The organism is Pseudomonas sp. B21-015 (assembly GCF_024749285.1).
Classification (GTDB): Bacteria; Pseudomonadota; Gammaproteobacteria; order Pseudomonadales; family Pseudomonadaceae; genus Aquipseudomonas.
This window is the reverse complement of record NZ_CP087196.1, coordinates 5,808,708-5,833,955: the sequence shown is the minus strand read 5'-3', so window position 1 is coordinate 5,833,955 and position 25,248 is coordinate 5,808,708. Positions and strand designations below refer to the sequence as shown.

General features: G+C 61.5%; 24 protein-coding genes. All 24 read right to left on the bottom strand.

Annotated features, from left to right (window positions below):
• Window positions 1–78: 78 nt before the first annotated feature.
• On the bottom strand, window positions 79–1,779 hold the full coding sequence (gene ureC, locus LOY38_RS26645) for an urease subunit alpha (protein WP_258697773.1): 1,701 nt from the start codon (window positions 1,777–1,779) through the stop codon (window positions 79–81).
• A gap of 126 nt (window positions 1,780–1,905) precedes the next feature.
• Window positions 1,906–2,214 (bottom strand): urease subunit beta, encoded by a 309-nt coding sequence (locus LOY38_RS26640; RefSeq protein WP_008011171.1) that lies wholly within the window; start codon window positions 2,212–2,214, stop codon window positions 1,906–1,908.
• Window positions 2,214–2,747: a GNAT family N-acetyltransferase gene (locus LOY38_RS26635; RefSeq protein WP_258697772.1), complete on the bottom strand. Its 534-nt coding sequence runs from the start codon at window positions 2,745–2,747 to the stop codon at window positions 2,214–2,216. The genes LOY38_RS26640 and LOY38_RS26635 overlap by 1 nt, the downstream gene beginning before the upstream one ends.
• A gap of 5 nt (window positions 2,748–2,752) precedes the next feature.
• Entirely contained in the window at window positions 2,753–3,286 is a 534-nt protein-coding gene (locus LOY38_RS26630) for a GNAT family N-acetyltransferase (protein ID WP_258697771.1), read from the bottom strand.
• 9 nt (window positions 3,287–3,295) lie between these two features.
• A complete protein-coding gene (gene ureA / locus LOY38_RS26625) occupies window positions 3,296–3,598 on the bottom strand; it encodes an urease subunit gamma (RefSeq protein WP_007937143.1) in 303 nt (100 codons plus the stop codon).
• Between the two features lie 158 nt (window positions 3,599–3,756).
• Entirely contained in the window at window positions 3,757–4,596 is an 840-nt protein-coding gene (locus LOY38_RS26620) for an urease accessory protein UreD (protein ID WP_258697770.1), read from the bottom strand.
• Between the two features lie 30 nt (window positions 4,597–4,626).
• Window positions 4,627–5,325, bottom strand: a complete 699-nt coding sequence (gene urtE, locus LOY38_RS26615) for an urea ABC transporter ATP-binding subunit UrtE (protein ID WP_007907370.1) — start codon at window positions 5,323–5,325, stop codon at window positions 4,627–4,629.
• A 139-nt stretch (window positions 5,326–5,464) separates the two neighbouring features.
• A complete protein-coding gene (urtD, locus tag LOY38_RS26610) occupies window positions 5,465–6,334 on the bottom strand; it encodes an urea ABC transporter ATP-binding protein UrtD (RefSeq protein WP_258697769.1) in 870 nt (289 codons plus the stop codon).
• Complete coding sequence (gene urtC, locus LOY38_RS26605; protein WP_258697768.1) at window positions 6,331–7,410, bottom strand: urea ABC transporter permease subunit UrtC; 1,080 nt, start codon at window positions 7,408–7,410, stop codon at window positions 6,331–6,333. The genes urtD and urtC overlap by 4 nt, the downstream gene beginning before the upstream one ends.
• Entirely contained in the window at window positions 7,410–8,912 is a 1,503-nt protein-coding gene (urtB, locus tag LOY38_RS26600; RefSeq protein ID WP_258697767.1) for an urea ABC transporter permease subunit UrtB, read from the bottom strand. Before urtB ends, urtC begins: the two co-directional genes overlap by 1 nt.
• Before the next feature lie 140 nt (window positions 8,913–9,052).
• Window positions 9,053–10,318 (bottom strand): urea ABC transporter substrate-binding protein, encoded by a 1,266-nt coding sequence (urtA, locus tag LOY38_RS26595; RefSeq protein WP_258697766.1) that lies wholly within the window; start codon window positions 10,316–10,318, stop codon window positions 9,053–9,055.
• Between the two features lie 385 nt (window positions 10,319–10,703).
• The gene (locus tag LOY38_RS26590) at window positions 10,704–11,075 is read right to left on the bottom strand and encodes a DUF6124 family protein (protein ID WP_258697765.1); all 372 of its coding nucleotides are present in this window, start codon (window positions 11,073–11,075) and stop codon (window positions 10,704–10,706) included.
• 528 nt (window positions 11,076–11,603) lie between these two features.
• Window positions 11,604–12,614 (bottom strand): iron ABC transporter permease, encoded by a 1,011-nt coding sequence (locus LOY38_RS26585; protein ID WP_258697764.1) that lies wholly within the window; start codon window positions 12,612–12,614, stop codon window positions 11,604–11,606.
• A complete protein-coding gene (locus LOY38_RS26580; protein WP_258697763.1) occupies window positions 12,611–13,558 on the bottom strand; it encodes an ABC transporter substrate-binding protein in 948 nt (315 codons plus the stop codon). The genes LOY38_RS26585 and LOY38_RS26580 overlap by 4 nt, the downstream gene beginning before the upstream one ends.
• Window positions 13,555–14,343, bottom strand: coding sequence for an ABC transporter ATP-binding protein (locus LOY38_RS26575; RefSeq protein ID WP_258697762.1), 789 nt, complete (start codon window positions 14,341–14,343; stop codon window positions 13,555–13,557). Before LOY38_RS26575 ends, LOY38_RS26580 begins: the two co-directional genes overlap by 4 nt.
• A gap of 184 nt (window positions 14,344–14,527) precedes the next feature.
• Window positions 14,528–16,648, bottom strand: a complete 2,121-nt coding sequence (locus LOY38_RS26570; protein ID WP_258697761.1) for a TonB-dependent siderophore receptor — start codon at window positions 16,646–16,648, stop codon at window positions 14,528–14,530.
• 150 nt (window positions 16,649–16,798) lie between these two features.
• On the bottom strand, window positions 16,799–18,178 hold the full coding sequence (locus LOY38_RS26565) for a PepSY domain-containing protein (protein WP_258697760.1): 1,380 nt from the start codon (window positions 18,176–18,178) through the stop codon (window positions 16,799–16,801).
• Between the two features lie 124 nt (window positions 18,179–18,302).
• Entirely contained in the window at window positions 18,303–20,420 is a 2,118-nt protein-coding gene (locus LOY38_RS26560; protein ID WP_258697759.1) for a TonB-dependent copper receptor, read from the bottom strand.
• A gap of 84 nt (window positions 20,421–20,504) precedes the next feature.
• The gene (locus LOY38_RS26555; RefSeq protein ID WP_258697758.1) at window positions 20,505–20,942 is read right to left on the bottom strand and encodes a DUF2946 domain-containing protein; all 438 of its coding nucleotides are present in this window, start codon (window positions 20,940–20,942) and stop codon (window positions 20,505–20,507) included.
• Between the two features lie 21 nt (window positions 20,943–20,963).
• Window positions 20,964–21,443, bottom strand: a complete 480-nt coding sequence (locus LOY38_RS26550; RefSeq protein WP_258697757.1) for a copper chaperone PCu(A)C — start codon at window positions 21,441–21,443, stop codon at window positions 20,964–20,966.
• Window positions 21,444–21,491: 48 nt separating this feature from the next.
• Window positions 21,492–21,890 (bottom strand): DUF2946 domain-containing protein, encoded by a 399-nt coding sequence (locus LOY38_RS26545; RefSeq protein ID WP_258697756.1) that lies wholly within the window; start codon window positions 21,888–21,890, stop codon window positions 21,492–21,494.
• 270 nt (window positions 21,891–22,160) lie between these two features.
• Window positions 22,161–22,895, bottom strand: a complete 735-nt coding sequence (locus LOY38_RS26540; RefSeq protein WP_258697755.1) for a cobalt-precorrin-6A reductase — start codon at window positions 22,893–22,895, stop codon at window positions 22,161–22,163.
• Window positions 22,892–23,989, bottom strand: coding sequence for a cobalt-precorrin-5B (C(1))-methyltransferase (locus LOY38_RS26535; protein WP_258697754.1), 1,098 nt, complete (start codon window positions 23,987–23,989; stop codon window positions 22,892–22,894). Before LOY38_RS26535 ends, LOY38_RS26540 begins: the two co-directional genes overlap by 4 nt.
• Window positions 23,982–25,193: a precorrin-6y C5,15-methyltransferase (decarboxylating) subunit CbiE gene (gene cbiE, locus LOY38_RS26530; RefSeq protein WP_258697753.1), complete on the bottom strand. Its 1,212-nt coding sequence runs from the start codon at window positions 25,191–25,193 to the stop codon at window positions 23,982–23,984. The genes LOY38_RS26535 and cbiE overlap by 8 nt, the downstream gene beginning before the upstream one ends.
• Window positions 25,194–25,248 lie beyond the last annotated feature (55 nt).

Below are 25,248 nucleotides of genomic sequence, written 5' to 3'. Positions count from 1 at the left end.
TGTGGGAGCGGGTTTCGCTTGACTGACTGGCATCAGGCTTGCCTTGGGCAGCCCCTCGCCACAGGATTATCAGAAAATCTAGAACAGGAAGTAACGCTGCGCCATCGGCAACACATCCGCTGGCTCACACCAGAGCAACACGCCGTCGGCCTTGACCTGATAGGTCTGCGGATCGACATCGATGTTCGGCAGGTAATCGTTGTGGATCAGGTCGGTTTTCTGCACGTCGCGGCAGCCTTTGACCACGGCGATTTTTTTCTTCAGGCCCAGGGCTTCGGGCAAACCGGCTTCCTGTGCCGCCTGGCTGATAAAGGTCAGGCTGGTGGCGTGCAGTGAGCCGCCGTAGCTGGCGAACATCGGGCGGTAGTGCACCGGTTGCGGTGTCGGGATTGAAGCGTTGGCGTCGCCCATCAGGCTGGCCGCGATAGCACCGCCCTTGAGGATCAGCGTCGGTTTTACCCCGAAAAACGCCGGACGCCAGAGCACCAGGTCCGCCCATTTACCCACCTCGACCGAACCCACTTCATGGCTGATGCCGTGGGTGATTGCCGGGTTGATCGTGTATTTGGCGATGTAGCGTTTGGCGCGGAAGTTGTCGTTGCCTTCACCATCCTGAGGCAGCGGGCCCCGCTGTTTTTTCATCTTGTCGGCGGTCTGCCAGGTGCGCGTGATGACTTCGCCGACCCGGCCCATGGCCTGGCTGTCGGAGCTGATCATCGAGAAGGCGCCGAGATCATGGAGGATGTCTTCGGCGGCGATGGTTTCCCGGCGGATGCGGCTTTCGGCGAAGGCCACGTCTTCGGCAATGCTCGGGTCCAGGTGGTGGCAGACCATCAGCATGTCGAGGTGTTCGTCGATGGTGTTGCGGGTGAACGGCCGGGTCGGGTTGGTCGAGCTCGGCAGCACGTTGGTAAAACCGCAGGCCTTGATGATGTCCGGGGCATGACCGCCACCGGCACCTTCGGTGTGGTAGGTATGGATGGTGCGGCCCTTGAAGGCGGCGAGGGTGGTTTCGACGAAGCCCGACTCGTTGAGGGTGTCGGTGTGAATCGCCACTTGCACGTCGTACTGGTCGGCCACGGTCAGGCAGTTGTCGATGCTCGCCGGGGTGGTGCCCCAGTCTTCGTGGAGCTTGAGGCCGATGGCGCCGGCCTTGACTTGTTCGATCAACGGTTCCGGCAGGCTGGCGTTGCCCTTGCCGGTGAGGCCGATGTTCATCGGGAACGCATCGGCGGCCTGGAGCATGCGCGCCAGGTGCCATGGCCCGGAGGTGCAGGTGGTGGCGTTGGTGCCGGTGGCAGGTCCCGTGCCGCCGCCGATCATGGTGGTGACACCGCTCATCAGCGCTTCTTCGATTTGCTGTGGGCAGATGAAGTGGATGTGGGTGTCGATGCCGCCGGCGGTGAGGATCATGCCTTCACCGGCGATGACTTCGGTGCTGGCGCCGACCGCGATGGTGACGTTCGGCTGGATGTCCGGGTTGCCGGCCTTGCCGATGGCCGCGATGCGCCCGTCCTTGAGGCCGACGTCGGCCTTGACGATGCCCCAGTGGTCGATGATCAACGCGTTGGTGATCAGGGTATCGACGACCTCGGCGGCCAGTAACTGGCTCTGGCCCTGGCCGTCGCGAATGACTTTGCCGCCGCCGAATTTCACTTCTTCGCCGTAGGTGGTGAAGTCCTGTTCCACTTCGATCCACAGCTCGGTGTCGGCCAGACGGACCTTGTCACCGACGGTGGGGCCGAACATGTCGGCGTAGGCCTGACGGGAAATCTTCATTGCAGTTCCTTCATTGATCGTTCCCACGCTCTGCGTGGGAATGCCGCCATGGACGCTCTGCGTCCGCCGTTATGTGACGCGGAGCGTCACGGGATGCATTCCCACGCAGAGCGTGGGAACGATCAGTCAGTCGAGGTCGCCCATGATCCGTCCGGCAAAGCCGAACACCCGGCGATGCCCGGCCAGGTCCACCAACTCGACCTCGCGGCTCTGTCCCGGTTCGAAGCGCACGGCGGTGCCGGCGGGGATGTTCAGGCGCATGCCGCGGCTGGCGGCGCGGTCGAAGGTCAGGGCGTCGTTGGTTTCGAAGAAGTGGTAATGCGAGCCGACCTGGATCGGCCGGTCGCCGCTGTTGGCCACCTTCAGGCTGAGGGTGCGGCGGCCGACGTTGAGTTCGATGTCGCCGGGCTGGATCTGGTATTCACCGGGAATCATCAATGGGCTCCTTGGAGAATCTTGTAGTAAAGGGCAGTCGGTTTGTACTGGCCGTTCGGGTCGCAGGCGTAGTCGGGGATTTCGCCGGCGCGGGTGTAGCCCATCGCCTTGTAGAAGTCTTCGGCGGGGGAGCCGGCCTCGGTGTCGAGGTAGAGCATGCCGCGTTTGTGTTGGCGGGCAGCGAGTTCAAGGGCATGCATCATCTGTTGGCCCAGGCCGCGACGACGGGCGTGTTCACGCACCAGCAGTTTCTGCACTTCGGCGCGGTTCAACCCATTGGCTTTCTGGCACAACGTCAGTTGCACGCTGGCCTGTACCTGTTCGTCCTTGACCACCACCCAGAGCAGCACGTTGCCTTTGTTCAGGTTGTCCTGGACTTCATCGAAATAGGCTCGGGCCTGGGTGGCGTCCAGATCCGCCATGAACCCGACACTGGCGCCATAGCCGACGGCGTCGAGCAGCAAATCAATCAAACCCTGACGATAGTGCGCAAAGCTTTCAACGTTGACGCGGCGCAGTTGGGCGGCGTTCATGGGTATCACTCCTTGTGGGGACCGGGAGGCATTACGCCCGGGTCGAGAATCAGTTGCATGAAGGTCAGGTCCAGCCAGCGGCCGAACTTGGTACCCACCTGCGGCATTTGGCCGGTGACGACAAAACCGGCCCGATCGTGCAGTCGGATCGAGGCGCCGTTACCGCTTTCGATGGCGGCGACCATCACGTGTTTGTTGCAGCCTTTGGCGCGTTCGATCAGCGCTTCCATCAGGCGCGGGCCGAGGCCATTGCCGCGCTGGTCGTTGCGCACATACACCGAGTGCTCGACCGTGTGGCGGAACCCGTCGAACGGCCGCCAGTCACCGAAAGAAGCGTAGCCGAGTACGCTGTTGTCGCCGTCGACGATCACCAGCACCGGATAACCCTGGGCTTGCCGGGCGCTGAACCAGGCCTGGCGGTTGCCCAGGTCCACGGCCTGTTCGTTCCAGATCGCCGTGGTATTGAGCACGGCGTCGTTGTAGATATCGCGGATCGCTGGCAGATCGGCGTGCAGCGCATCGCGGATGTGGAAAGTCATGGCGCGGCCTCAGGCGATCGGTTGGTGAACGGTGACCAGTTTGGTGCCGTCGGGAAACGTCGCTTCGACCTGGATCTCCGGGATCATTTCCGGGATGCCTTCCATCACTTGTTCGCGGCTGAGCAGGGTGGTGCCGTAATGCATCAGCTCGGCCACGGTCTGGCCGTCCCGCGCGCCTTCGAGCAACGCCGCGGAAATATAGGCCATGGCCTCCGGGTAATTGAGCTTCACGCCGCGAGCCAAACGTCGTTCGGCCACGAGGCCGGCGGTGAAGATCAGCAGCTTGTCTTTTTCGCGTGGGGTCAGGTCCATCGTTTGGAATCCATCCGGGCAGATAAAAAGGTATTCGGATCTGTAAATACAAAACCTGTGGGAGCGGGCTTGCCCGCGATGGGGCCATCACATCCAATAGAGATGTTGGCTGTAAGACTGCTATCGCGAGCAGGCTCGCTCCCACATAAAAGCATCATTCAGGTGGCCCATATTCTGGGCGGGACGGCTTCTCGGCCAAGCAATGCTGGCCTGAGCAACCGCCACAAATCGATCAGCCAGCCTCGCGCCAACAGCGCTTCACTGGCCAGGCATCGGGCGACCAAAAGCCCCGGCAGCTGCGTCAGATCCCCGCGCACGTCATTGCTCAGCGAGCGGCACTTCTCCAGCAATTCGCTATCAATTTCACCCGTCACCAGCAACGTCGCAAACACCGGTTGGCCATCCAGCCCTATCGGCGAGTCCAGCAAACCATCGTTCCCGACAATGCGCTGGCGTTCGTGCCACAGCAACTGGCCGTCGCGGCGGATGTCCAGGTGCGCCTGAAAATGCCCGAGGTCGAAGCGTTCGCCACTGGCCGGGCGACCCAATGCCACCACGTCCCAGTAGAACAGCCGTGCATCGCCTTGCAGATCAATGCTCGTGCTGAGTTCCGCCTGAGCGTCGCTGAAGATAATCGTCTCTTGCGGCAGCCACTCCAACGTAGCACCGGCGGCAACACGCAAGTCGAGTTTCTGATAAGCCGGCCCGGCCGCGCGATACCACTTGGCGGCGCCGGGGCTGGTGATTTGCGCCCAGGCGTGCGTACCGACGCTGGCTGAGATGTCGAGCCGATCACCACCGGCAATCCCGCCCGGCGGGTGGACGATGATGTGCTGACACACCTCGGGGCCTTCGGCATACAGATGCTTCTGCACCCGCAGCGGGCCTTTGTGACGGCGCTGGACCGGGCGTGTGCTGTCACCGAAACGGGCGTAACCCAGTTCCAGCTCGGCATGCCAGCTGGGGGTGAACAGGATGGTGTGGGCAGGTAAGGTCATATTTTCTAATTATCGTTAGGACGCTACAGATTAGATCGTAACCAGACCGCGTACACCCTCGGCCTCCATATTTTCGCCACGACCCTGCTGCACGATCTCTCCCCGAGACATCACCAGATACTGGTCGGCCAGTTCGGCGGCGAAATCGTAGAACTGCTCCACCAGCAGAATCGCCATGTCGCCCCGCGCTGCGAGTTGCTTGATCACCGCGCCGATTTCCTTGATCACTGACGGCTGGATACCTTCGGTGGGTTCGTCGAGAATCAGCAACCGTGGACGGCTGGCCAGTGCTCTACCGATCGCCAGTTGCTGTTGCTGCCCCCCGGACAAGTCACCGCCACGCCGTTGCTTCATTTGCAGCAGGACCGGGAACAGCTCGTAGATGAACGCCGGGACTTCCTTGGCTTCAGAGCCGGGAAACCGTGACAGGCCCATCAGCAGGTTTTCTTCCACGGTCAGTCGGCCAAAGATCTCCCGGCCCTGAGGCACGTAAGCGATGCCGGCATGCACCCGTTGGTGCGGCTTGAATGTGGTGATCGGTTTGCCTTCCCAGTTCACCGCGCCTTCTTTGGCCGGCAGCAAACCCATCAGGCATTTGAGCAGGGTGGTCTTGCCCACGCCATTGCGCCCGAGCAGGCAGGTGACTTCGCCGACCTTCACCTCAAACGTCAGGCCCCGCAGGATGTGGCTACCGCCGTAGTACTGGTGCAGCTTGTCGACTTGCAGCATGTTCTAATTCCTTCTGTTCCACACAGAACCCTGTGGGAGCTGGCTTGCCTGCGATGGCGGTGTGTCACTCAACAAAGATGTTGGATGTGCAGGCCTCATCGCGGGCAAGCCCGCTCCCACAGGTTTTGTATTTGCAGGTCTAGCGACCGAGGTACACCTCGATCACCCGCTCATTGTCCTGCACCTGTTCCAGCGACCCTTCGGCCAGCACGCTGCCCTGGTGCAACACGGTGACGTGGTCGGCGATCGAGCCGACGAAGCCCATGTCGTGTTCGACCACCATCAGCGAATGCTTGCCGGCCAGGCTTTTGAACAGCTCGGCGGTGAATTCGGTTTCGGCGTCGGTCATGCCTGCCACCGGCTCGTCGAGCAACAGCAGTTGCGGGTCTTGCATCAGTAACATGCCGATTTCCAGAAACTGCTTCTGACCGTGGGACAACAAACCCGCCGGGCGATTGACCGAAGCGGTCAGGCGAATGGTCTCCAGCACCTCGCTGATGCGATCTGTTTGTTCGCCGCTCAGACGTGCCCGCAGGCTGGCCCATACCGACTTGTCGGTCTTCTGTGCCAGCTCCAGGTTTTCGAACACACTCAGCGCTTCGAACACTGTCGGTTTCTGAAACTTGCGACCGATGCCGGCCTGGGCAATCTGCACTTCACTCATCTGCGTCAGATCGAGGGTTTCACCGAACCAGGCTTTGCCATGGCTAGGGCGAGTCTTGCCGGTAATCACGTCCATCAGCGTGGTCTTGCCCGCGCCGTTGGGGCCGATGATGCAGCGCAATTCACCTACACCGATGTACAGGTTCAAATCGTTCAGCGCCTTGAAACCATCGAAGCTGACGCTGATGTCTTCCAGGGTCAGGATGGTGCCGTGGCGCGTATTCAGGCCGGGGCCCACGCGTTGCCCGAGGCCGATGGCGTCGCGGCTGCTGCCGGCGTCCTTGTTGGGCTCCACGGGGAAAAAGGCCGGTTCGAGCATGAATTCCGCCGTCGCAGTGACTCTCATTGTTCACCTCTTTTTTTCAGCAGGCCGATCACGCCTTTAGGCAGGTACAACGTCACGACGATGAACAGCGCGCCGAGGAAGAACAGCCAGTATTCCGGGAATGCCACGGTGAACCAGCTCTTCATGCCATTGACCACTCCGGCGCCAAGCAACGGCCCGATCAGCGTGCCGCGACCACCCAAGGCGACCCACACGGCGGCCTCGATCGAGTTGGTCGGCGACATTTCGCTCGGGTTGATGATGCCGACTTGCGGCACATACAGCGCGCCAGCCAAACCGCATAGCACCGCGCTCAACACCCACACGAACAGTTTGAAACCACGCGGGTCGTAGCCGCAAAACATCAGGCGGTTTTCGGCATCGCGCAACGCGGTCAGTACTCGGCCAAACTTGCTTTGCGCCAGCCGCCAGCCGATGAACAGGCTCGCCACCAGCAACAGCACCGTGGCGAAAAACAACACCGCACGCGTCCCCGGTTCCGTAATGCCGAACCCGAGGATGGTGCGGAAGTTGGTGAAACCGTTGTTGCCGCCAAACCCGGTTTCGTTGCGGAAAAACAGCAGCATCCCGGCGAAGGTCAGGGCCTGAGTCATGATCGAGAAATACACGCCCTTGATCCGCGAACGGAAGGCGAAGAAACCGAACACCAGCGCCAGCAAACCCGGCGCCAGCACCACCAGGCACATGGCCCAGAGGAAGCTGCTGGTGCCGGTCCAGTACCACGGCAACTCGGTCCACGACAGGAACGTCATGAACGCCGGCAAGCCGTCACCCGAAGCCTGGCGCATCAGGTACATGCCCATGGCGTAACCGCCGAGGGCGAAGAACAGACCGTGACCCAGCGACAAAAGGCCGGCGTAACCCCAGACCAGATCCAGCGCCAGGGCGACGATGGCATAGCAAAGAATCTTGCCCACCAGCGTCAGCGTGTAAGCCGAGACATGAAAGATGCTGTCTGCTGGCAACAACGACAGCAATGGCAACGCCAGCAGCAGAGCGAGGATTACTCCACCGACGGCGATCGTGACCTTGGGGCCGGCTTTTTGTGTGGCCGTGAGTATCAGAGGCTGATTCATCAGTCGATCACCCGTCCTTTCAGTGCGAAGAGGCCTTGCGGACGTTTCTGGATGAACAGAATGATCAGCGCGAGGATCAGGATTTTGCCCAGCACCGCACCGATCTGCGGTTCGAGAATTTTGTTGGCGATGCCGAGCCCGAAGGCGGCGAGCACGCTGCCGGCCAGTTGACCGACACCGCCGAGTACCACCACCAGGAACGAGTCAATGATGTAGCTCTGGCCGAGGTCCGGGCCGACGTTGCCGATCTGGCTGAGCGCCACGCCGCCGAGGCCAGCAATGCCCGAGCCGAGGCCGAAGGCGAGCATGTCGACGCGCCCGGTAGGCACGCCGCAGCAGGCGGCCATGTTGCGGTTCTGGGTGACGGCGCGCACGTTCAAACCGAGGCGCGTCTTGTTCAGCAGCAGCCAGGTCAGCACCACCACAAACAAGGCGAACGCGATGATCACGATACGGTTGTACGGCAGCACCAGGTTCGGCAACACCTGAATCCCACCCGAGAGCCAGGCCGGGTTGGCCACTTCAACGTTCTGCGCGCCAAACACCAGGCGCACCAACTGAATCAGCATCAGGCTGATGCCCCACGTGGCGAGCAGGGTTTCCAATGGGCGACCGTAGAGATGACGAATCACCGTGCGTTCCAGTGCCATCCCGATTGCAGCGGTGACGAAAAACGCTACCGGCAGGGCAATCAGCGGATAGAACTCAATGGCTTGCGGGGCGAAGCGCTGGAACATCAATTGCACCACGTAAGTCGAGTAGGCGCCTAGCATCAGCATCTCGCCGTGGGCCATGTTGATCACGCCGAGCAGGCCGAAGGTGATTGCTAGCCCCAATGCCGCCAGCAGCAGAATCGAACCGAGGGACATACCGCTGAAGGCTTGCCCGAGGATCTCACCGATCAGCAGTTTGCGTTTGACCTGAGCCAGGCTGGTTTCAGCGGCGGTGCGCACGCTGGCGTCGGCTTCGACGCCGGGTTCCAGCAACCCTTCGAGGCGGGTGCGGGCCAGTGGGTCGCCGGTTTCACCGAGCAGACGCACAGCGGCGAGGCGCACGGCAGGATCGGTGTCTACCAGCTGCAGATTGGCCAGCGCCAGGCTCAGGGCGGCGTGAACGGTTTCGTCTTTTTCGCCAGCCAGTTGCTGGTCGAGGAATTTCAGCTGCGCGGGTTTGGCGCTTTTCTGCAATTGCTGTGCGGCGGCCAAGCGGATTTGTGCGTCGGCGGCGAGTAATTGGTGGCTGGCCAAAGCGGTGTCGATCAGACCTCGCAAGCGGTTATTCAGGCGCAGGATTTTAGGCTGGCCATCGACAGTCAATTCGCCTTGTTGCAGGGCGTTGATCAGTTCGATACGGACCGGATCGGGTTGCGCGGCCCAGGCTTCCAGCAGTTTTGCTTGCTGCAAGGGATTGGCCGCGACGAAGTCTTCGGCGTCGCCGGCGTGGGTGGCCATCGGTAACAAAAGTGCGATGACGAGGATCAAGCGGTAAAGGGCGGTGGGCATAGCGAGTGTCCTGTATTGATCGTTCCCACGCTCCGCGTGGGAATGCAGCCCGGGACGCTCCGCGTCCCAAAGCGGACGCAGAGCGTCCGTTGAGGCATTCCCACGCAGAGCGTGGGAACGATCAGGCTAAGCGGGGTGAATCAGTTGCTCTTCACCGCATAATCCGGCTTCTTGTCGTTACCCTGAATGAACGGGCTCCACGGTTGGGCGCGGATCGGCCCTTCGGTCTGCCACACCACGTTGAACTGACCGTCGGCCTGAATCTCGCCGATCATCACCGGCTTGTGCAGGTGGTGGTTGGTCTTGTCCATGGTCAGGGTGTAGCCGGACGGCGCAGCGAAGGTCTGGCCGGCCAGGGCTTCGCGGACTTTGTCGACGTCGGTGGACTTGGCTTTCTCCGCCGCTTGCGCCCACATGTGGATGCCGACGTAGGTGGCTTCCATCGGGTCGTTGGTCACCGCTTTGTCGGCGCCCGGCAGGTTGTGTTTCTTGGCGTAGGCTTTCCAGTCGGCGACGAATTTCTTGTTCTGCGGGTTCTCGACCGACTCGAAGTAGTTCCACGCCGCGAGGTTGCCCACCAGCGGCTTGGTGTCGATGCCGCGCAATTCTTCTTCGCCCACGGAGAACGCCACGACCGGAACGTCGGTGGCTTTCAGGCCCTGGTTGGCCAGTTCCTTATAGAACGGCACGTTGGAGTCGCCGTTGACCGTGGAGATGACCGCTGTCTTGCCACCGGCGGAGAATTTTTTGATGTTGGCCACGATGGTCTGGTAATCGCTGTGGCCGAATGGGGTGTAGACCTCTTCGATGTCCTTGTCCGCCACACCTTTGGAGTGCAGGAACGAGCGCAGAATCTTGTTGGTGGTACGCGGGTAGACGTAGTCGGTGCCGAGCAGGAAGTAACGCTTGGCGCTGCCGCCTTCTTCACTCATCAGGTATTCCACCGCCGGAATCGCTTGCTGGTTGGGTGCCGCGCCGGTGTAGAACACGTTCGGCGACATCTCTTCGCCTTCGTATTGCACCGGGTAGAACAGCAGGCCGTTGAGCTCTTCGAACACCGGCAGCACCGATTTACGCGACACCGACGTCCAGCAACCGAACACCACTGCCACCTTGTCCTTGGTCAGCAACTGCCGGCCTTTCTCGGCGAACAGCGGCCAGTTCGATGCCGGGTCAACCACTACAGGTTCAAGCATCTTGCCGTTCACGCCGCCCTTGGCGTTGATTTCGTCGATGGTCATCAACGCCATGTCTTTGAGCGAGGTTTCGGAGATCGCCATGGTCCCGGACAACGAATGCAGAATACCGACCTTGATGGTCTCGGCGGCCTGGACCGTCCAGGCCATGCCCATCGCGGCAATGCTTGCCGATAGTGTGAAAGCCTTGATCAAACTGCGACGCTTCATTGTGCGATCTCCATGAACGTTAAAGTTTTTTATGGTTGGCAGATGCGGACGACTGAAGGGTCTTTAGCAAGGGCTGTGCCCGGTCGGGGAAGGGCAAGGAAATGTCGTATTAGAGCGGTTGCGCGGTGTGGGCGGCGCACCATGAAGGATCGCGATTGGCGCGTTGGTGCGAAGAGGTGCGCCACATTGGGGCGCAGATATTGCCTGGCTCCTGTAGGAGCGAAGCTTGCTCGCGAAGATGGTGAGTCAGTCACAAGAGTATTGAATGTGCCGCCGCCATCGCGAGCAGGCTCGCTCCCACAGTAGATGTGTGTCGTACGCGGAATCTGTGGACGACGATAATCCCTGTGGGAGCGAGCCTGCTCGCGATGAACGATAACGCGGTCTACGCCGGATCGACGTTATCCAGCGCCCGGTTCACCGCCAGCTCTGCCAGCATGATGCTCTGTTGAATCGCCAACACCGTATAGCGCTGCGGTCCGATCAGGTTGTTGGCGGAATCGCTGGCCAGGACACTCGCTGTGGCCAACGATTCACAGGCGTGGGCCAGGAGGCTTTCGGTATCCATATTCGGGGCGACGATGAACATGGTGCTGGGGCGGCGGGGTTTTTCGGTGTAGGGCGCCGGGGGATCGAGGTAGTAGTCGAGGGCGCGTTTTATGGCTTCGCGGTCTTTGAGTAATTCTTCGGTGCGCGAGGCTTCGGCGTTGGGGGTGGTGGTATTGAAGGGTGGGTCTGGTACGAGTTTCTTATTCATTGAAATGTCCTCTAATCAGTTGAAGCCATCACTCGTCGTTTCTCACGCGACGGAGTGGTGGCAGCTATGTGCGGAGTGAGAAACCGGTAGAGGATCAAACCCGGCCGGACCGAAGTCCGCCCGCACACAGCCGCCATAGAGCATTGCAGGCAGCGGATAAGCTGTCGGCGATTATGGTGGTACTGGCGATGGATTAAAACCTCTTCCGGGCTCTCACACCCGATCGCTGAGTTTTCAGCGACAGCCCAAGACTAGAGGGCTCGCGTCCGACGAACAACCTGAAAAAGGCGTGGGAAAGTTCCGTGTTTTGACACATCCGTTAAACATTCAACAGCGGAACGCGGAGCGTCCCTGGCGGCATTCCCACGCGGGAGCGTGGGAACGATCAAATCCGGGTATGCGGAGCCATACATCCCTGTGGGAGCGGGCTTGCCCGCGATAGCGGTGGGTCAGCCACAGAAATGTTGAATGTGCCGCCGCCATCGCAGGCAAGCCAGCTCCCACAGGTCCAGTGGTGTCCTTGTGGAGTCAGCGGCGGCGCATCAGGCCGATGAAGAACAACCCGCCAATCGCCGCAGTGGCTACTCCGATGGGCAAGTCTTCCGGGGCGATCAGGGTACGTGCGGCCACATCCACCCAGACGAGGAACAGGCTGCCCAACAAGACGCACACCGGCAGCAATCGCCGGTGTTCAGCCCCGACCAACCGCCGCGCAATGTGCGGCACCATCAGCCCGACAAACCCGATGGACCCACTGATCGATACCAACACCCCGGTCATCAACGAGGCAATCAAAAACACCCGCAGCCGCACGGTGCGAGCATTGAGGCCGAGGGTCACCGCCGTCTGTTCACCCGCCATCAACGCATTCAACGGCCGAGCCATCCCCAGCAACAACACCAACCCAAGCAAAACACTGGCGGCCGGCACCGCGAGCAATTCCCAACGCGCCAACCCGAGCCCGCCGAGCATCCAGAACATCACCGCAGAACTGGCGCGGTGATCACCGAGAAACAACAGCAAATTGGCGATCGCCATCATCACGAACGACACCGCCACGCCGCACAGCAGCAGCCGATCACTGTCCAGCCGCCCATTGCGATTGGCGATCATCAGCACGATCAACATGCTCAACAACGCGCCAATAAACGCGGCAATCGGCAAGGTCAGCACCCCGACGATTTCACCGACATGCAACACCACGATCACCGCGCCGAGGGTCGCGCCGGAGGTCACGCCAAGCAGGTGCGGATCAGCCAATGGATTGCGCGTCACCGCTTGCAGCACCGCGCCGATCAGCGCCAGGCCGGCACCCACCAGCGCTCCGAGCAACATGCGCGGTACGCGGATCAGCCAGACGATGTGTTCCTGGCCGGCAGTCCAGTCCGCAACACCGACACCAACAATCTTGTGCAGCAATATCCGCCAGACCACCTCCACCGGCACCCGCGCCGGGCCGAAGCCCAGCGATACCACACACGACACCAGCAACAGCGCGCCGAGGGCGATCAGCAACAAGGCATAGCGACGATCGATCATTCGCCGTGGAAACCCTTGGCCAGGGTTTCGACCGCCAGCACGTTGTCGATCCCGGGCGTGGCCTGCACGTACGGAATGACGATGAAACGCTGGTTCTTGATCGCGTCCACCGATTGCAGGGCCTGGTTGCTGCGCAGGAATTGCTCCTTCTGCTCGGCGGTGACTTCGCCGTAGTCGACGATCACGATCACCTGCGGATTGCGCTCGACCACGTTCTCCCAATTCACCCGGGTCCAGCTCGCCTCGACGTCGTCGAGAATGTTGCGCCCACCGGCGGCATCGATCAGCGCCTGTGGCATGCCGAGGCGCCCGGAAGTCATGGCCCGGTCCTCACCGCTGTCGTAGAGAAACACCCGAGGTTTGTCCGTCGGCAGATCCTTGCGGATGTCGGCGACTTGCGCCTGCATCTGGGCGATCACGGTGTTGGCGCGATCCTGCACGTCGAAGATTTTCCCGAGGTTGCGCAGGTCGTTGTAAGTGTCTTCCAGACTGGCCGGCGGGCGCTTCATGACGAAGGCGCAGGACTCGGTGAGTTCGTAGACGTTGATGCCCAGCGGTTGCAGGGTTTGCGGCGTGAGATCGCCGCCGACGCGCATGCCGTAATCCCAACCGGCAAAGAAGAAATCGACGTTGGCGTTGAGCAGGGTTTCCACCGACGGGTACTTGGCCGCGAGCTCCGGCAAGCCATCGAGGATGGTCTGCATCTCGGGCGTCACCGACTTCCAGCCCGTCACGCCGCTATACCCCGCCATCCTGGGTTTGAGACCGAGGGCGAGCATCATCTGGGTCATGTTGATGTCATGGCTGACCGCGTGTTTCGGTGCTGCCTTGAAGGTGACTTCGCGGTTGCAGCTCTGGACGGTCAGCGGGTAATGGGTGGCCTCGGCCAATGCTTGGGCGCTGCCCAGCAACAGAGCGACGCAAAACAGGGAACGCAAAGTCATGGTTGGGTTATCCAGGTGATTCGTGGGTAGCCGTGCAAGGGATGGTCATCGATCAGGGCGTCGACGCCGAACACGTTGTGCAAAAGTTGTGCGGTCAGGACTTCTTTGGGGGGGCCGCTGGCCACAATGTGACCGTGATTGATTACGTACAGCCGATCGCAGAAAGCCGCTGCCAGATTGAGGTCGTGAATACTCGCCAGCGTGCCGATTTGCAGGCGTTTGACCAGTTGTAACAGCTCCAGCTGATAGCGCGGGTCGAGGTGATTGGTCGGCTCGTCGAGGATCAGCAATTGCGGTTGCTGGGCCAGGGCGCGGGCGAGGATCACACGCTGTTTTTCACCGCCGGAAAGGGTGGCGAAGGCGTGGTCTTCGAAGCCCTTGAGGCCGACCGATTCGAGGGCGTTGGTCGCGAGTTTTCGGTCTTCAAGGGTGTCGCCATCAAACAGGCCTTTGTGCGGCGTGCGGCCCATGGCGACCACTTCTTCGACGGTCAAACCGAAGGCATCGGGGAACTCCTGCAACACCACCGCGATGCGTTGCGCGCACCAACGAGAGGATTGCTTCCAGACGTTGTGATGGTCGAGTTTGACCTCACCGCTTTCCGGTTTGCTGAAACGATAGGCGCAACGCAACAGGCTGGTTTTGCCGCTGCCGTTGGGGCCGATCAACCCGACGAACTCACCGGCAGCCACGTGCAGCGATGCGTCACGCAGCTGGAACTGGTGATGGCAATGGCCGTGACCCAGGGGTGTCCAGGCGAGGTTCGTGAGGTTCAGCGAGGTCATTTCATTCCTGATGATCGTTCAAGTCAGCACACACCTGTGGCGAGGGAGCTTGCTCCCGCTCGGCTGCGCAGCAGTCGCAAAACCAGACAATGCGCAGTGTCAGAGAAAACCGGCGCGCCTGGTTTTGGGGTCGCTTCGCAACCCAGCGGGAGCAAGCTCCCTCGCCACAAGAGCATTCCATCTTTTAAAAGGTGTAATCAGCGGTGACAAAAAACGATCGCGGCTCGCCGAGGATCCACTGCTGGCCCTCATTGTATTGGCTTTGCGCGTACTGACGGTCAAACAGATTGTTCACCTGCACCCCCAGCGTCGTATTACGCAGCGCTTTCCATGACAGCGTGGCGTCCACCACGGTGTAGCTCGGCAGTTCGTTCTGGTTGGTCATGTCTGCAAAACGCGCATCGACATAGCGCACACCGGCCCCGGCCTTCAGGTCATCGTTGATCGCTTTGCTCAGCCACAGATTCGCCGTGCGCCGTGGCACGTCCACCGGGCGATTGCCGTTGCGCGACACTGGCACACCACTGACCACCTCTTCGAAGTCATCGTATTTGGCTTTGACGATGGCGGCGTTGGCCTGCAACTGCCAGGCGTGCGGCAGTTGCAGATCGAGGCTGGCTTCCAGCCCGTTGGACGATTGCTGACCGACCTGCTGCTTGAGCGTCGGATTGCCTGGATCATCGGTCAGCAGTTTCTTTTTGACGATGCGATAGGCCGCCAGGGTCCATTCGCCGCGTTGGTCCCAGAACATCTGCTTCACACCGATTTCGGTCTGCCTGGCGCTAGCCAGGTCATATTGCTGTTGGCTCGGGTTCAGGGAAATCAAACCGCCGACACCATCTGTGCTGGTGGCGTACTGGCCATAGAACGAGGTGTCCGGTGTCACGGCAAACACCAGGCCAGCCTTCCAGTTGTTGCCGGTCAGGGGCTTGTCGCTTTGGCTACCATCGATCAGGTTGTCGCGGTCCACGTGCACGTAGTCGCGGCGCACACCGGTCACCAGGGACCAGCGTTCGCTCAGCTGGGTGCGGTTCTCGGCGAAGGCCGACATTTGTCTGGTGGTGGACTGGAACTGATCGCGGTACGGATCGGCACTCTCAAAGTTGCCGCGCTGCGGGTGATACAGATCGACCGGTTGGCCATCGGGCAAGACGTCAGTGAACGGCGAGTTGCTGTCGAGCTGGAAGCGGATGCGGTTGTAATCGACGCCGGTCACGGTCTGGCTGTCGAGACCGAACAGCGAGTGTTTGAAGGTGAAGGTCTGACGGTCGCCGACCTGTTCCTGCTTGTGGCCGATGCCGAAATAGCCGCTACGGCTGAGTTGTTGGTTATCGCGGTCGAAGTTGTAGTTCTCGGCGTTCTGCCAGCGACGTTGGGCCTTGAGGTAATAGAGTTCATTGCTCGAACTGATGTTCTCGGAAATCTGCCAGTCGCTGGTCAGGCGCGTCCATTGATCGTTGTAGTGTTGCTTGTCATTGCTGACGTTGTAGTTCTTGTCTCGCAGGCTCTCTTTGAAGTGCCCGTTGATCAGCGGCGTGCCGAAATAATTCATCGGCTTCTGATCGCCGTAATCATGGGCCAGGGTGAAGGCCAGATCATCCGTTGCCTGCCAACGCAGGGCGGCACTGATGAAGTCGCTGGATGAATCTCCACGGTCGACCCAACCGTTGCTGCGCAGGCGATTGAGGTTCAAGCGGTAGCTCAACGTATCGCTCAACGAACCGCCACTGTCGAAGGCCTGTTGCTGGCTGTCGTAGGAACCGTAACCGAGGCGAACGTGGTTTTCGATCTCGCCTTCAAAGGGCTTTTTCGGGATCACGTTGACCACTGCGCCGGTCGCGCCTTCGCCGTACAGCACCGACGCCGGGCCGCGCAGCACATCGACCCGCTCCACCGACCAGGTGTCGACCGGGAAGGTCACGGTGCCCATGCCGGAGTACATTCGGTTGCCGTCGAACAACTGCATCACCGAACCCTGCCCGGTAAAACCCCGCGCCGACAACGACGTGCCGCCATCGCCGGGCGTACCGGTGCGGCTGATCCCGGTGCTGCGCGACACCGCGTCCTGCACGTTGCGATCACCACGCGAGCGGACTTGTTCGCCGGTCAGGCTTTCGACACTGGCCGGGGTTTCCAGCGACGTCAGATCAAGGCGTGAACCGGCGGTGGTCGGGGTGTTCAGGCTGACGGTGTCGTCGTCAAAGGCCGGTGCGGTAATGGTGCCGGTCGGCAGAGTCAGCGGCTGCGCTTGGGCGCTGTTATTCATCGCGAGCAGGCAGAGGCCGGACAAGAGGTACTTGTTCATCGAGGCGGTGAGTCACTTCTTCAAAAGAAAACCCGCAGCATCCGGCTGCGGGCAAGGCGGTACATTTGAGTTATACAGTAACACTAAAAATGACCGGGAGATAAGCGCCGGAAGTCTACAGATCCCTCTATCCCGCGCATCTCGCCTGTTTCATGATGAAGGTGAGGTGGATTCAGTTTGCCGGCCCAAGCGCGACAGCAGCGTCCAATCCAATGCCCACACGACGACCAGCGAAGCCCCCACCAACGGAAACATCACCGCCAGCCCGAGCATGATGACCATCGCGGTTTTCCACTTCGGCAGATCATGACGCAGCGGCGGCACGCCGAATTTGCCCTGCGGGCGACGCTTCCACCAGATCACCACACCGCTGACGGCGCTGAGCAAAATCATCAGGCAGATCAGCAGCACGATGATCTGATTGAACGGGCCGAACATCTTGCCTTCGTGCAGCATCACGCCGACTTCCGTGGCCCGGGCGACGTTGCTGTAATGCTCCCAGCGCACGTCGGCGAGGACGTCGCCGGTGTATTGGTCGATATGCAGGGTGGCGTCGTTGCGCGGGTCGTCGGCGAACACCGCGAGGGTGAACACACCGGTGGCCGTGGTGGGGAAGGTGATGCTGTAGCCGGGCTCGACCTTGCGCTGCACGGCGATGTTCTGCACGTCTTGCAGGCTGATGGTCGGCGCTGCCGGACCGGCCTGTGTGCCGGTGTGAGCCATGTGTTCAGCGTGGTCGCCGGACATCGGCATCGGCGTGTTCTCCATGGCCCAGGGCACGGTCTGGCGCGTGGCGCTGTTGAGGCTGCGGGCCTCGACGTCGGACTTGGGCACGTCATTCCACATGGCGACCGGGAAGCGGTTCCAGAGGTTGGCGTATTGCTTGCCCCAGAACCCGGTCCAGGTCATGCCACTGAGCAGCATCACCAGCAAGAACGCCGCGCCCCAGAAACCGGTCACTGCGTGCAGGTCACGCCAGAGCACGCGGCCACGACTGTTCAAACGTGGCCAGAGAACCCCGGCGGACTGGCCGCGCGGCCACCACAAAAATAGCCCGGAGACCACCAGCACGACGCCCCAACCGGCGGCCAGTTCCACCAGCCGATCACCGACGGTGCCGATCATCAATTCGCTGTGAATCGAGCGCGCAATCGCTTGCAGATTCTTCTTCGCGTCTTGCTCGCCAAGGATGTCGCCGTGGTACGGATCGATGAACACGTTCAGTTCATGACCTTCATTGATCACCACAAATTGTGCACTGCGCTCGGCGTTGACCGGTGGCAGGTACTGCTTGATCCGGCCTTGTGGATACGCCTCTTTCACGCGTTTTAGCAGGTCGTCGGCGGTGACTGTGTGATGAGCGGCCGGGACGTTCAGCAGGCTGCCGTACATCAACGGATCGAGTTGCGGTTTGAACAGGTAGATGATGCCGGTCAGGGCCAGCATGACCATGAAGGGTGCGACGAACAGGCCGGCATAGAAATGCCAGCGCCAGGCCAGGTTGTAGAAATTCGGTTTGGGGTGTTTCATTCGTGTGCTCCGCCAGGCGTAGGTTTTTGTTCTTTAGTGCGGTTGCTGCGCAACCGATCGCGGGCGAGCCCGCTCCCACAGGTTCAACGTCGCCCGTGTGGGAGCGGGCTTGCCCGCGAAGCTTTTAGAAGCTCATATCCACCTTGGTCCAGAGCGTGCGCCCCGGTTCGTTGATGGCTTGCGGATCATTGGCCGGGAAGCCGAAACCGGCGTTGCCCGCCAGGTTCAAGTGTTCGGCGTAAGCCTTGCCAAACAAATTGTCGACGCCACTGCTGACCTTCCAGTTCTTGTTGATCCGGTACGCGCCGTTGAGCGAAAACACGCCAAAGCCCGAGCTTGTGTCGAAGTCTTTGCCGACCACGTTGCCCTTGTTCCGGTCGATGCGGTTCTGCGCCGCGACCACCCGCCACAGGGCGCCGGCGCTCCAGTTGTCTTCGCTGTAGGTCAGGCCGAAACGTGCATCCAGCGGCGGCATTTGCGGCAGGGCGGTGCCGTCGCTGCTGTTCTTGCCCCAGGCGTAGGCGAGGGTCGCGTCGGCTTTCCAGTGGGCTGTCAGCTTGTAGGCCGCACCGAGTTCGCCGCCCATGATTCGCGCGTCGATGTTCTCGGCTTGTGAGGTGGTGCCCATCATCCCGGGCGTGTAGTTGAACAGGATGTAGTCACGCACCTGGCCGACGTAACCCGAGGCCCAGGCTTCGAGGTCTTCGGTCTTGTATTGCAGGCCGAAGTCGAACTGGGTGGTTTTTTCCGGTTTGATCGAGTCGAACGCATTCACTGAACCGGCAGGGCCTGAGTTGGGCGAAAACAGCTCCCAGTAATCCGGGAAGCGCTGGGCATGACCGAGGCCCGCGTACAGCGTGGTCGGACTGTCGGCCAGGTCATGTTCGTAACGGACGAAACCGCTCGGCAGCGTATCGGCGCGGGTGTCGTCGGCCGTTGGGTTCGAGCGGGCCATCATCCCGGAGCCGATGGTCTGCCGGTAATCCTTGGCCGAGGCGCGATCCAGTCGTGCACCGGTGATCAGCCGATCACGGTCGGCGGCGTACCAGGTCAGTTCGCTGAACACGCCGTAATTGTGGAAGTCGGCGTCCTTGTTGCGTGGCACATCCTTGTAGGCGTCGACGCCCATCGCGCTGCGTTGGCGATGTTCGTTGGTTTGCGCATCCAGGCCACCGATCAGCTGCACATCGGCCCAGCGCCAAGTGGCTTTGATTCGCGCACCGAGGGTTCGACGGTCGACGTTAGAGGCCATGGGGCCGGCCATCATCCCGGTGCCGGACGGTGTGCGCAGGGTGTAGTTGTCCATCACGTGGTCAGCGTAGTTGTAGTAGACCTGCGCCTCGACCTTATCCAGTACCTCACCGATGTTTGATTGTTCGAAGCGCAGGCCCAGGCTTTCGCGCAAGAACTGCGAACCGTCCATGCCGCGCCCGGCGTAGCGGGCTTCGCCATCGCCTTTGCCGGCAGTCAGCTCCAGCAGCGTGTCGGCGCTCGGGGTCCAGCCGACAGCAACGTCGCCGTTCCACTTGTCATAGCGCGAAGGCACGGTGTCGTTGTCGCCGTCCTTGTAGTCGTCGGAATGCGCGGTGTTGCCGATCACCCGCACGTAACCCAGCGGCCCGCCGGCAGCGGCGTCCACCACTTTGTCGAAGCGGCCGTTGGAACCGGCCAGCACGCTGGCGTTCACCCGGGTGCCGAGTTCGCCGAAGCTTTCCGGCTCGCGGTCGAACAGGATGGTGCCAGCCGATGCGCCGGGCCCCCAGAGCACGGTTTGCGGGCCTTTGATGACGGTGAGTTTGTCGTAGGTTTCCGGTGAAATGTACGAGGTTGGCGCGTCCATGCGGCCGGGGCAGGCGCCGAGCATCATGCTGCCGTTGGTGAGGATATTCAGGCGCGAGCCGAACATGCCGCGCAGCACCGGATCGCCGTTGGTGCCGCCGTTGCGTACCAGCGCGAAACCGGGGATGGTCTTCAGATAATCGCCACCGTCGCTGGCCGGCACCGGTTGGCGCGGGTCCTTGGGGTTGGTGACGATGGTCAGCGGCGAACTTGGCGCAATGGCAGTGATCACCGTCGGGCTCAGTTCTTCGGTGTGGCCTGTGTGTTCATCGGCCAGCACCATCGGTGTCAGCAGCAAGCCGCAAAGGACGGCGGTGGCCTGCCTGAAACGAACGCAGGATTGGTTCAGGGCAAGAGAAGCCTGGGCAGTGCCCAAACGTGTGTCAGCAGAAAACCTGGACATGACAATTTCCATCGAACAGTCGTAAACGACACGGCCGGCAACCTGCGGCTGTCTTCTAAACCGTGTGAGAGCGGAGGTGGGTGTTTACGCGACGATGGGCGGCGCGCGGGTGCGGGCGCCGGGGAAGAAGGTTTGCCGGGCGTGGCCCAGGCGGGTGAAGGGTGTGGTGAAGGTGGTTGTCTGTGGATTGTTGAAGGCGACGAAGGACTGGCCGCCAGTGAGCGCCGGGCAATTGAACAGCAGGCTGCAATAGCCGCATTTTTCCCAGAGCGCATGATGGTCGGCTTTGGGTGGGCAGTGCTCGGCGGCGGGTTGCGCGCCATGCTCCATGGCCGACATGTCCATGGGCATGTCCATCGACATGCTCAAGGACATCGAGGCGCGCGAATCCATCGGCATCGACTGAGAAATCAGCGGACCGATAAAGATCATCAGCATGGCGAACAGGCTGATCCAGCTGCCACGCGTCAGGCTCATTGACTGACGACGTTGCACGGATGACCTGGCGCCAAGCGGGCGCATGGGCGATTTCAACGCGGGCGATTACTGAGCGTGCATATGCTCTTGCATGCCGTCTGGTGCCTTTTTCTGCACCGTGACCTCGACCGTCACATCGCCAGACTTCTCGAAGTGCATCGTCAGCGGAAAGCGCTTGCCGTCGCTCAACAGGCTGCGGTCTTTCAGCTCCAGCAGCATCACGTGATACGCCATCGGCGCGAAGGTGGCTTCGCCGCCAGCCGGAACCTCGACGCTGGGCACTTGCTGCATTTTCATCAGATCGTTTTGCATCACATGTTCGTGCAACTCGGCCTTGCCGGATATCGGCGATCCGACGCTGAGCAGCCGGTCAGCGGTTTTGCCGCTGTTGTGAATCACGAAATACGCCGCGACGGTGGGCGCATTGGGCGGCAACTCTTGCGACCACGGATCGGCGATCTCAAGCTCGCCAGCCTTGTATTCGTGGGCATTGGCAAAACAGGCAGGCAGCAGCAACACAGCCAGAACGATGAGTTTGTTCAACATGGCAGTTCTCCAGAACGATTCAAAACGCAGGTCACTTGCGAGAAGGAATCACACCAGAGGGGACGCGCGGGGGTTGAGACTGGGCCATTGCTGGCGCGGTGTCGGTGTGTCGAGCGTGGCAGGCGGCAGGCTTCGATTGGCCTCGAATCGCGCGAAATACAATTGCGGAGCATGCCCCGGTAGCGCCACTAACGGTGCGGAACCCGAGCAACACCAGCAATGTTGCATGTTGGAATGGTCGTCGCTCTGCGGAGCTTTCTGCTCGATAGCGCCGAGGGAAATCGCCACCAGCTTCGTGCCGCTGGAAGTACAGAAACTGCCCCACAACAACTGCTCGGCAGGCGATTTCGCCGTCTGCGCCATCGCTCCGGACATCGGCATGGCGAGCATGTTGAACAGCACTGCAAAGCAGGCGATCCAGGCAAATGCAAGCCGTTGTCGGGACATGAGGGCAGATCCGGTTGAGTGGGCAATCAGGCGCGGCTATTTAGCCTGATCAGGGATGATAAGTAAAAAGGCCGCGTGCGGTGTGGTGTCGCAGCAGACTTCAAACGAGTGTAGCGGTATCGATTGGAAATGCCGGATGAGTTGAGGCTAATCCACAATCCTGTGGCGAGGGAGCTTGCTCCCGTTGGACTGCGCAGCGGTCCCTTTCTTTTTTGAGATAGGGGGGCCGCTTCGCGGCCCAACGGGAGCAAGCTCCCTCGCCACAATTATTTACGCGTCCGTTAGATTGCGCTTCCCCAGTTCTGCCAGCACCTCATCCACCGCCTCAAACCCCCGCTCAACCCCCGGCAACACCGGCCGCTTCAACACCAGCACCGGCACTCCACGTTCCCGCGCCACTTCCAGTTTCGGCTCGGTGGCGGTGCTGCCGCTGTTCTTGCTGATCAGCACGTCGATCTGCCGACGTTCGAACAGTTCGCGTTCATCCTCGATCAGAAACGGCCCACGCGCGCCGATCACTTCGCAGCGCTCGTTACCCGGATAAACGTCCAGTGCACGCAAGGTCCAGAATTGCTCCGGCGGGATTTCGTGCAGGTGCTGCAGCGGCTCGCGTCCGAGGGTGAACAGCGGTCGACGGAAAGACTTAAGCGCTTCGATCAGCTCGGCCCAGTCACTGACTTCGCGCCAATCATCCCCGGCTTGTGGTTGCCAGGCCGGACGCCGCAAAGCCCAGCAAGCAATGCCGCTCAACTTCGCGGCGGTGGCGGCGTTCTGGCTGATTTGCGCTGCGTAGGGATGGGTCGCATCCAGCAGCAGGTCAATGCCTTCATCCCGGATGAATTGCGCCAGACCTTCAGCGCCGCCATAGCCGCCAACCCGAACCTGGCAGTTCAGATCCGTTGGCACACGCCCGACACCGGCCAGGCTATAGATGTGTTCCGGCCCCAGGGTCCGGGCAATGGCCAATGCTTCAGTCACACCACCGAGCAACAACACACGCTTCATTGGAAAACTCCCGCATGGCCGACAATCCCGCCCTGGCGATCGATGGCGAACACTTCGACCTGAACCTGCGCCGGCACCACGCTGCGGGCAAAGTCCAGGGCGTGCTGACACACCGCGTCGCCGAGCGCGATCCCGGCGGCGCTGGCCATCGCCAACGCCTGCTGACTGGTATTGGCGTCGCGGATCGCTTGTTGCAACGCCTCATCGGCGCCAACCGCTGCGGCCCATTCAGCCAGTTGCGGCAGGTCGATGCTTGAATGCCGACTGTGCAAATCCATGTGCCCGGCCGCCAGTTTGCTGATCTTGCCGAAGCCGCCGCACAGGCTGAGTTTATCCACAGGCACTTTGCGCAAATGCTTGAGCACCGCGCCGACGAAGTCGCCCATTTCGATCAGGGCGATTTCCGGCAGATCGTAGACTCGGCGCATGGTGTCTTCGCTGGCATTGCCAGTGCACGCGGCGATGTGCAGGTAACCGTTGGTTTTGGCCACGTCGATGCCTTGATGGATCGAGGCGATGTAAGCCGCGCAGGAGAATGGCCGGACGATGCCGCTGGTGCCGAGGATCGACAAGCCGCCGAGAATCCCCAGTCGCGGGTTCATGGTTTTCAGCGCCAGGGCTTCGCCGTCCTCGACGTTCACCGTGACCTCGAAACCACCCTGGTAATCCAGCTCCTCGGCCAGCCGCGTCAGGTGCTCGCTGATCATCTTGCGCGGCACCGGGTTGATCGCCGGTTCGCCGACGTTCAGCACCAGCCCGGGACGGGTGACGGTACCCACGCCACGGCCGGCGCTGAAGCGGATGCCTGGCTCGCTGCGCAGGCGCACCTGGGAAAAGAGCAGGGCGCCGTGGGTCACGTCCGGGTCGTCGCCGGCGTCCTTGATCGTTCCGGCTTCGGCGCCGTCGTTCATCAGCCGACAGAATTCCAGGCGCATCTGCACCCGTTTGCCTTTGGGCAGAATGATCTCGACGGCGTCCGCTTCAACGCCACCAAGCAGCAGGCGTGCCGCCGCGAGGCTGGTGGCGGTGGCGCAGCTGCCGGTGGTCAGGCCGCTGCGCAGCGGGGCGGGTTGTTCGGCGGTTTCGTCACGCATCGAGGGGTTTCGTCACGTCCAGCAAGGTAATCGGCAGCGCCTGACGCCAGGTATCGAACTCGCCCAGTGGTTGCGCCTGAGCGACGTGAATGCGGGTCAGTTCACCGCCATGCCGTTCACGCCAGGCCATCAGGGTCACTTCGCTTTGCAGGGTGACGGCGTTGGCGATCAACCGGCCACCGGGTTTGAGTTGCGCCCAGCAAGTGTCGAGCACACCTTCGCGGGTGACGCCGCCACCGATGAAAATCGCATCCGGGCGTTCGAGTCCGACCAAGGCTTGTGGTGCCTTGCCACGAATCAATTGCAGGCCGGGGACGCCGAGGGCATCGCGGTTGTGTTCGATCAACAGCTGCCGCCCTTCATCAGCTTCGATCGCCAGCGCCCGGCAACTCGGATGAGCGCGCATCCATTCGATGCCGATCGAACCGCTGCCAGCGCCGACGTCCCACAGCAGTTCGCCGGGTGTCGGAGCAAGGCGGGCGAGGGTGATGGCGCGTACATCGCGCTTGGTCAGTTGGCCGTCATGCTGGAAGGCTGAGTCCGGCAGGCCGGCCAGTCGGGACAGGCGCGGGGTGTTCGTTTCAGCGATGCATTCGATGGCGATCAGGTTCAGGTCGGCGATCGCCGGGTCAGTCCAATCGTTGGCGACACCTTCGATGCGTCGTTCGGCTTCGCCGCCCAGATGTTCCAGCACGGTGAGGCGACTCGGCCCGAAACCGCGCTCGCGCAGCAACGCCGCGATGGCCGCCGGACTCTGACCGTCGTTGCTCAACACCAGCAAGCGCACACCACTGAACACATGGGCGTTGAGCGCGGCGACGGGGCGGGCGACTACCGAAAGCGTCACCACGTCCTGCAACGGCCAGCCCATTCGCGCTGCCGCGAGAGAGCAAGAAGAGGGCGCCGGCAGAATCAGCATCTGTTCGGCGGGCACTTGCCGCGCAAGGCTGGCGCCCACGCCAAAGAACATCGGGTCGCCGCTGGCCAGCACACAAACCGGCTCGCCACGCTGTGCCAGCAATGGTTCAAGGGAAAACGGGCTGGGCCAGAGCTGCCGCTCGCCGCGAATGCACACCGGCAATAAATCCAGTTGCCGCTGGCCGCCGAAGATCCGCGAGGCGCCCAGCAGGGCGCGACGGGCGTTCTTGCCCAGGCCCTTGAAGCCGTCTTCACCGATACCTACTACTGTCAGCCAGGGTGACATCTGCCGTCCTCAAAAAAAGTCCACAAACGGACTGTTCCGACGGGCAGGCTTTTCA

What these genes read in the sequence shown, in the direction of transcription:
- LOY38_RS26535 (WP_258697754.1), bottom strand. Translation starts at nt 23,989, where the DNA reads ATGCGTGACGAAACCGCCGAACAACCCGCCCCGCTGCGCAGCGGCCTG.
- ureC (WP_258697773.1), bottom strand. Translation starts at nt 1,779, where the DNA reads ATGAAGATTTCCCGTCAGGCCTACGCCGACATGTTCGGCCCCACCGTC.
- LOY38_RS26575 (WP_258697762.1), bottom strand. Translation starts at nt 14,343, where the DNA reads ATGACCTCGCTGAACCTCACGAACCTCGCCTGGACACCCCTGGGTCAC.
- LOY38_RS26630 (WP_258697771.1), bottom strand. Translation starts at nt 3,286, where the DNA reads ATGACTTTCCACATCCGCGATGCGCTGCACGCCGATCTGCCAGCGATC.
- LOY38_RS26565 (WP_258697760.1), bottom strand. Translation starts at nt 18,178, where the DNA reads ATGAAACACCCCAAACCGAATTTCTACAACCTGGCCTGGCGCTGGCAT.
- LOY38_RS26540 (WP_258697755.1), bottom strand. Translation starts at nt 22,895, where the DNA reads ATGAAGCGTGTGTTGTTGCTCGGTGGTGTGACTGAAGCATTGGCCATT.
- LOY38_RS26550 (WP_258697757.1), bottom strand. Translation starts at nt 21,443, where the DNA reads ATGTTGAACAAACTCATCGTTCTGGCTGTGTTGCTGCTGCCTGCCTGT.
- urtB (WP_258697767.1), bottom strand. Translation starts at nt 8,912, where the DNA reads ATGCCCACCGCCCTTTACCGCTTGATCCTCGTCATCGCACTTTTGTTA.
- LOY38_RS26585 (WP_258697764.1), bottom strand. Translation starts at nt 12,614, where the DNA reads ATGATCGATCGTCGCTATGCCTTGTTGCTGATCGCCCTCGGCGCGCTG.
- LOY38_RS26555 (WP_258697758.1), bottom strand. Translation starts at nt 20,942, where the DNA reads ATGCGCCCGCTTGGCGCCAGGTCATCCGTGCAACGTCGTCAGTCAATG.
- cbiE (WP_258697753.1), bottom strand. Translation starts at nt 25,193, where the DNA reads ATGTCACCCTGGCTGACAGTAGTAGGTATCGGTGAAGACGGCTTCAAG.
- LOY38_RS26545 (WP_258697756.1), bottom strand. Translation starts at nt 21,890, where the DNA reads ATGTCCCGACAACGGCTTGCATTTGCCTGGATCGCCTGCTTTGCAGTG.
- LOY38_RS26635 (WP_258697772.1), bottom strand. Translation starts at nt 2,747, where the DNA reads ATGAACGCCGCCCAACTGCGCCGCGTCAACGTTGAAAGCTTTGCGCAC.
- LOY38_RS26640 (WP_008011171.1), bottom strand. Translation starts at nt 2,214, where the DNA reads ATGATTCCCGGTGAATACCAGATCCAGCCCGGCGACATCGAACTCAAC.
- LOY38_RS26570 (WP_258697761.1), bottom strand. Translation starts at nt 16,648, where the DNA reads ATGAACAAGTACCTCTTGTCCGGCCTCTGCCTGCTCGCGATGAATAAC.
- LOY38_RS26620 (WP_258697770.1), bottom strand. Translation starts at nt 4,596, where the DNA reads ATGACCTTACCTGCCCACACCATCCTGTTCACCCCCAGCTGGCATGCC.
- ureA (WP_007937143.1), bottom strand. Translation starts at nt 3,598, where the DNA reads ATGGACCTGACCCCACGCGAAAAAGACAAGCTGCTGATCTTCACCGCC.
- urtD (WP_258697769.1), bottom strand. Translation starts at nt 6,334, where the DNA reads ATGAGAGTCACTGCGACGGCGGAATTCATGCTCGAACCGGCCTTTTTC.
- urtC (WP_258697768.1), bottom strand. Translation starts at nt 7,410, where the DNA reads ATGAATCAGCCTCTGATACTCACGGCCACACAAAAAGCCGGCCCCAAG.
- LOY38_RS26560 (WP_258697759.1), bottom strand. Translation starts at nt 20,420, where the DNA reads ATGTCCAGGTTTTCTGCTGACACACGTTTGGGCACTGCCCAGGCTTCT.
- urtA (WP_258697766.1), bottom strand. Translation starts at nt 10,318, where the DNA reads ATGAAGCGTCGCAGTTTGATCAAGGCTTTCACACTATCGGCAAGCATT.
- LOY38_RS26590 (WP_258697765.1), bottom strand. Translation starts at nt 11,075, where the DNA reads ATGAATAAGAAACTCGTACCAGACCCACCCTTCAATACCACCACCCCC.
- urtE (WP_007907370.1), bottom strand. Translation starts at nt 5,325, where the DNA reads ATGCTGCAAGTCGACAAGCTGCACCAGTACTACGGCGGTAGCCACATC.
- LOY38_RS26580 (WP_258697763.1), bottom strand. Translation starts at nt 13,558, where the DNA reads ATGACTTTGCGTTCCCTGTTTTGCGTCGCTCTGTTGCTGGGCAGCGCC.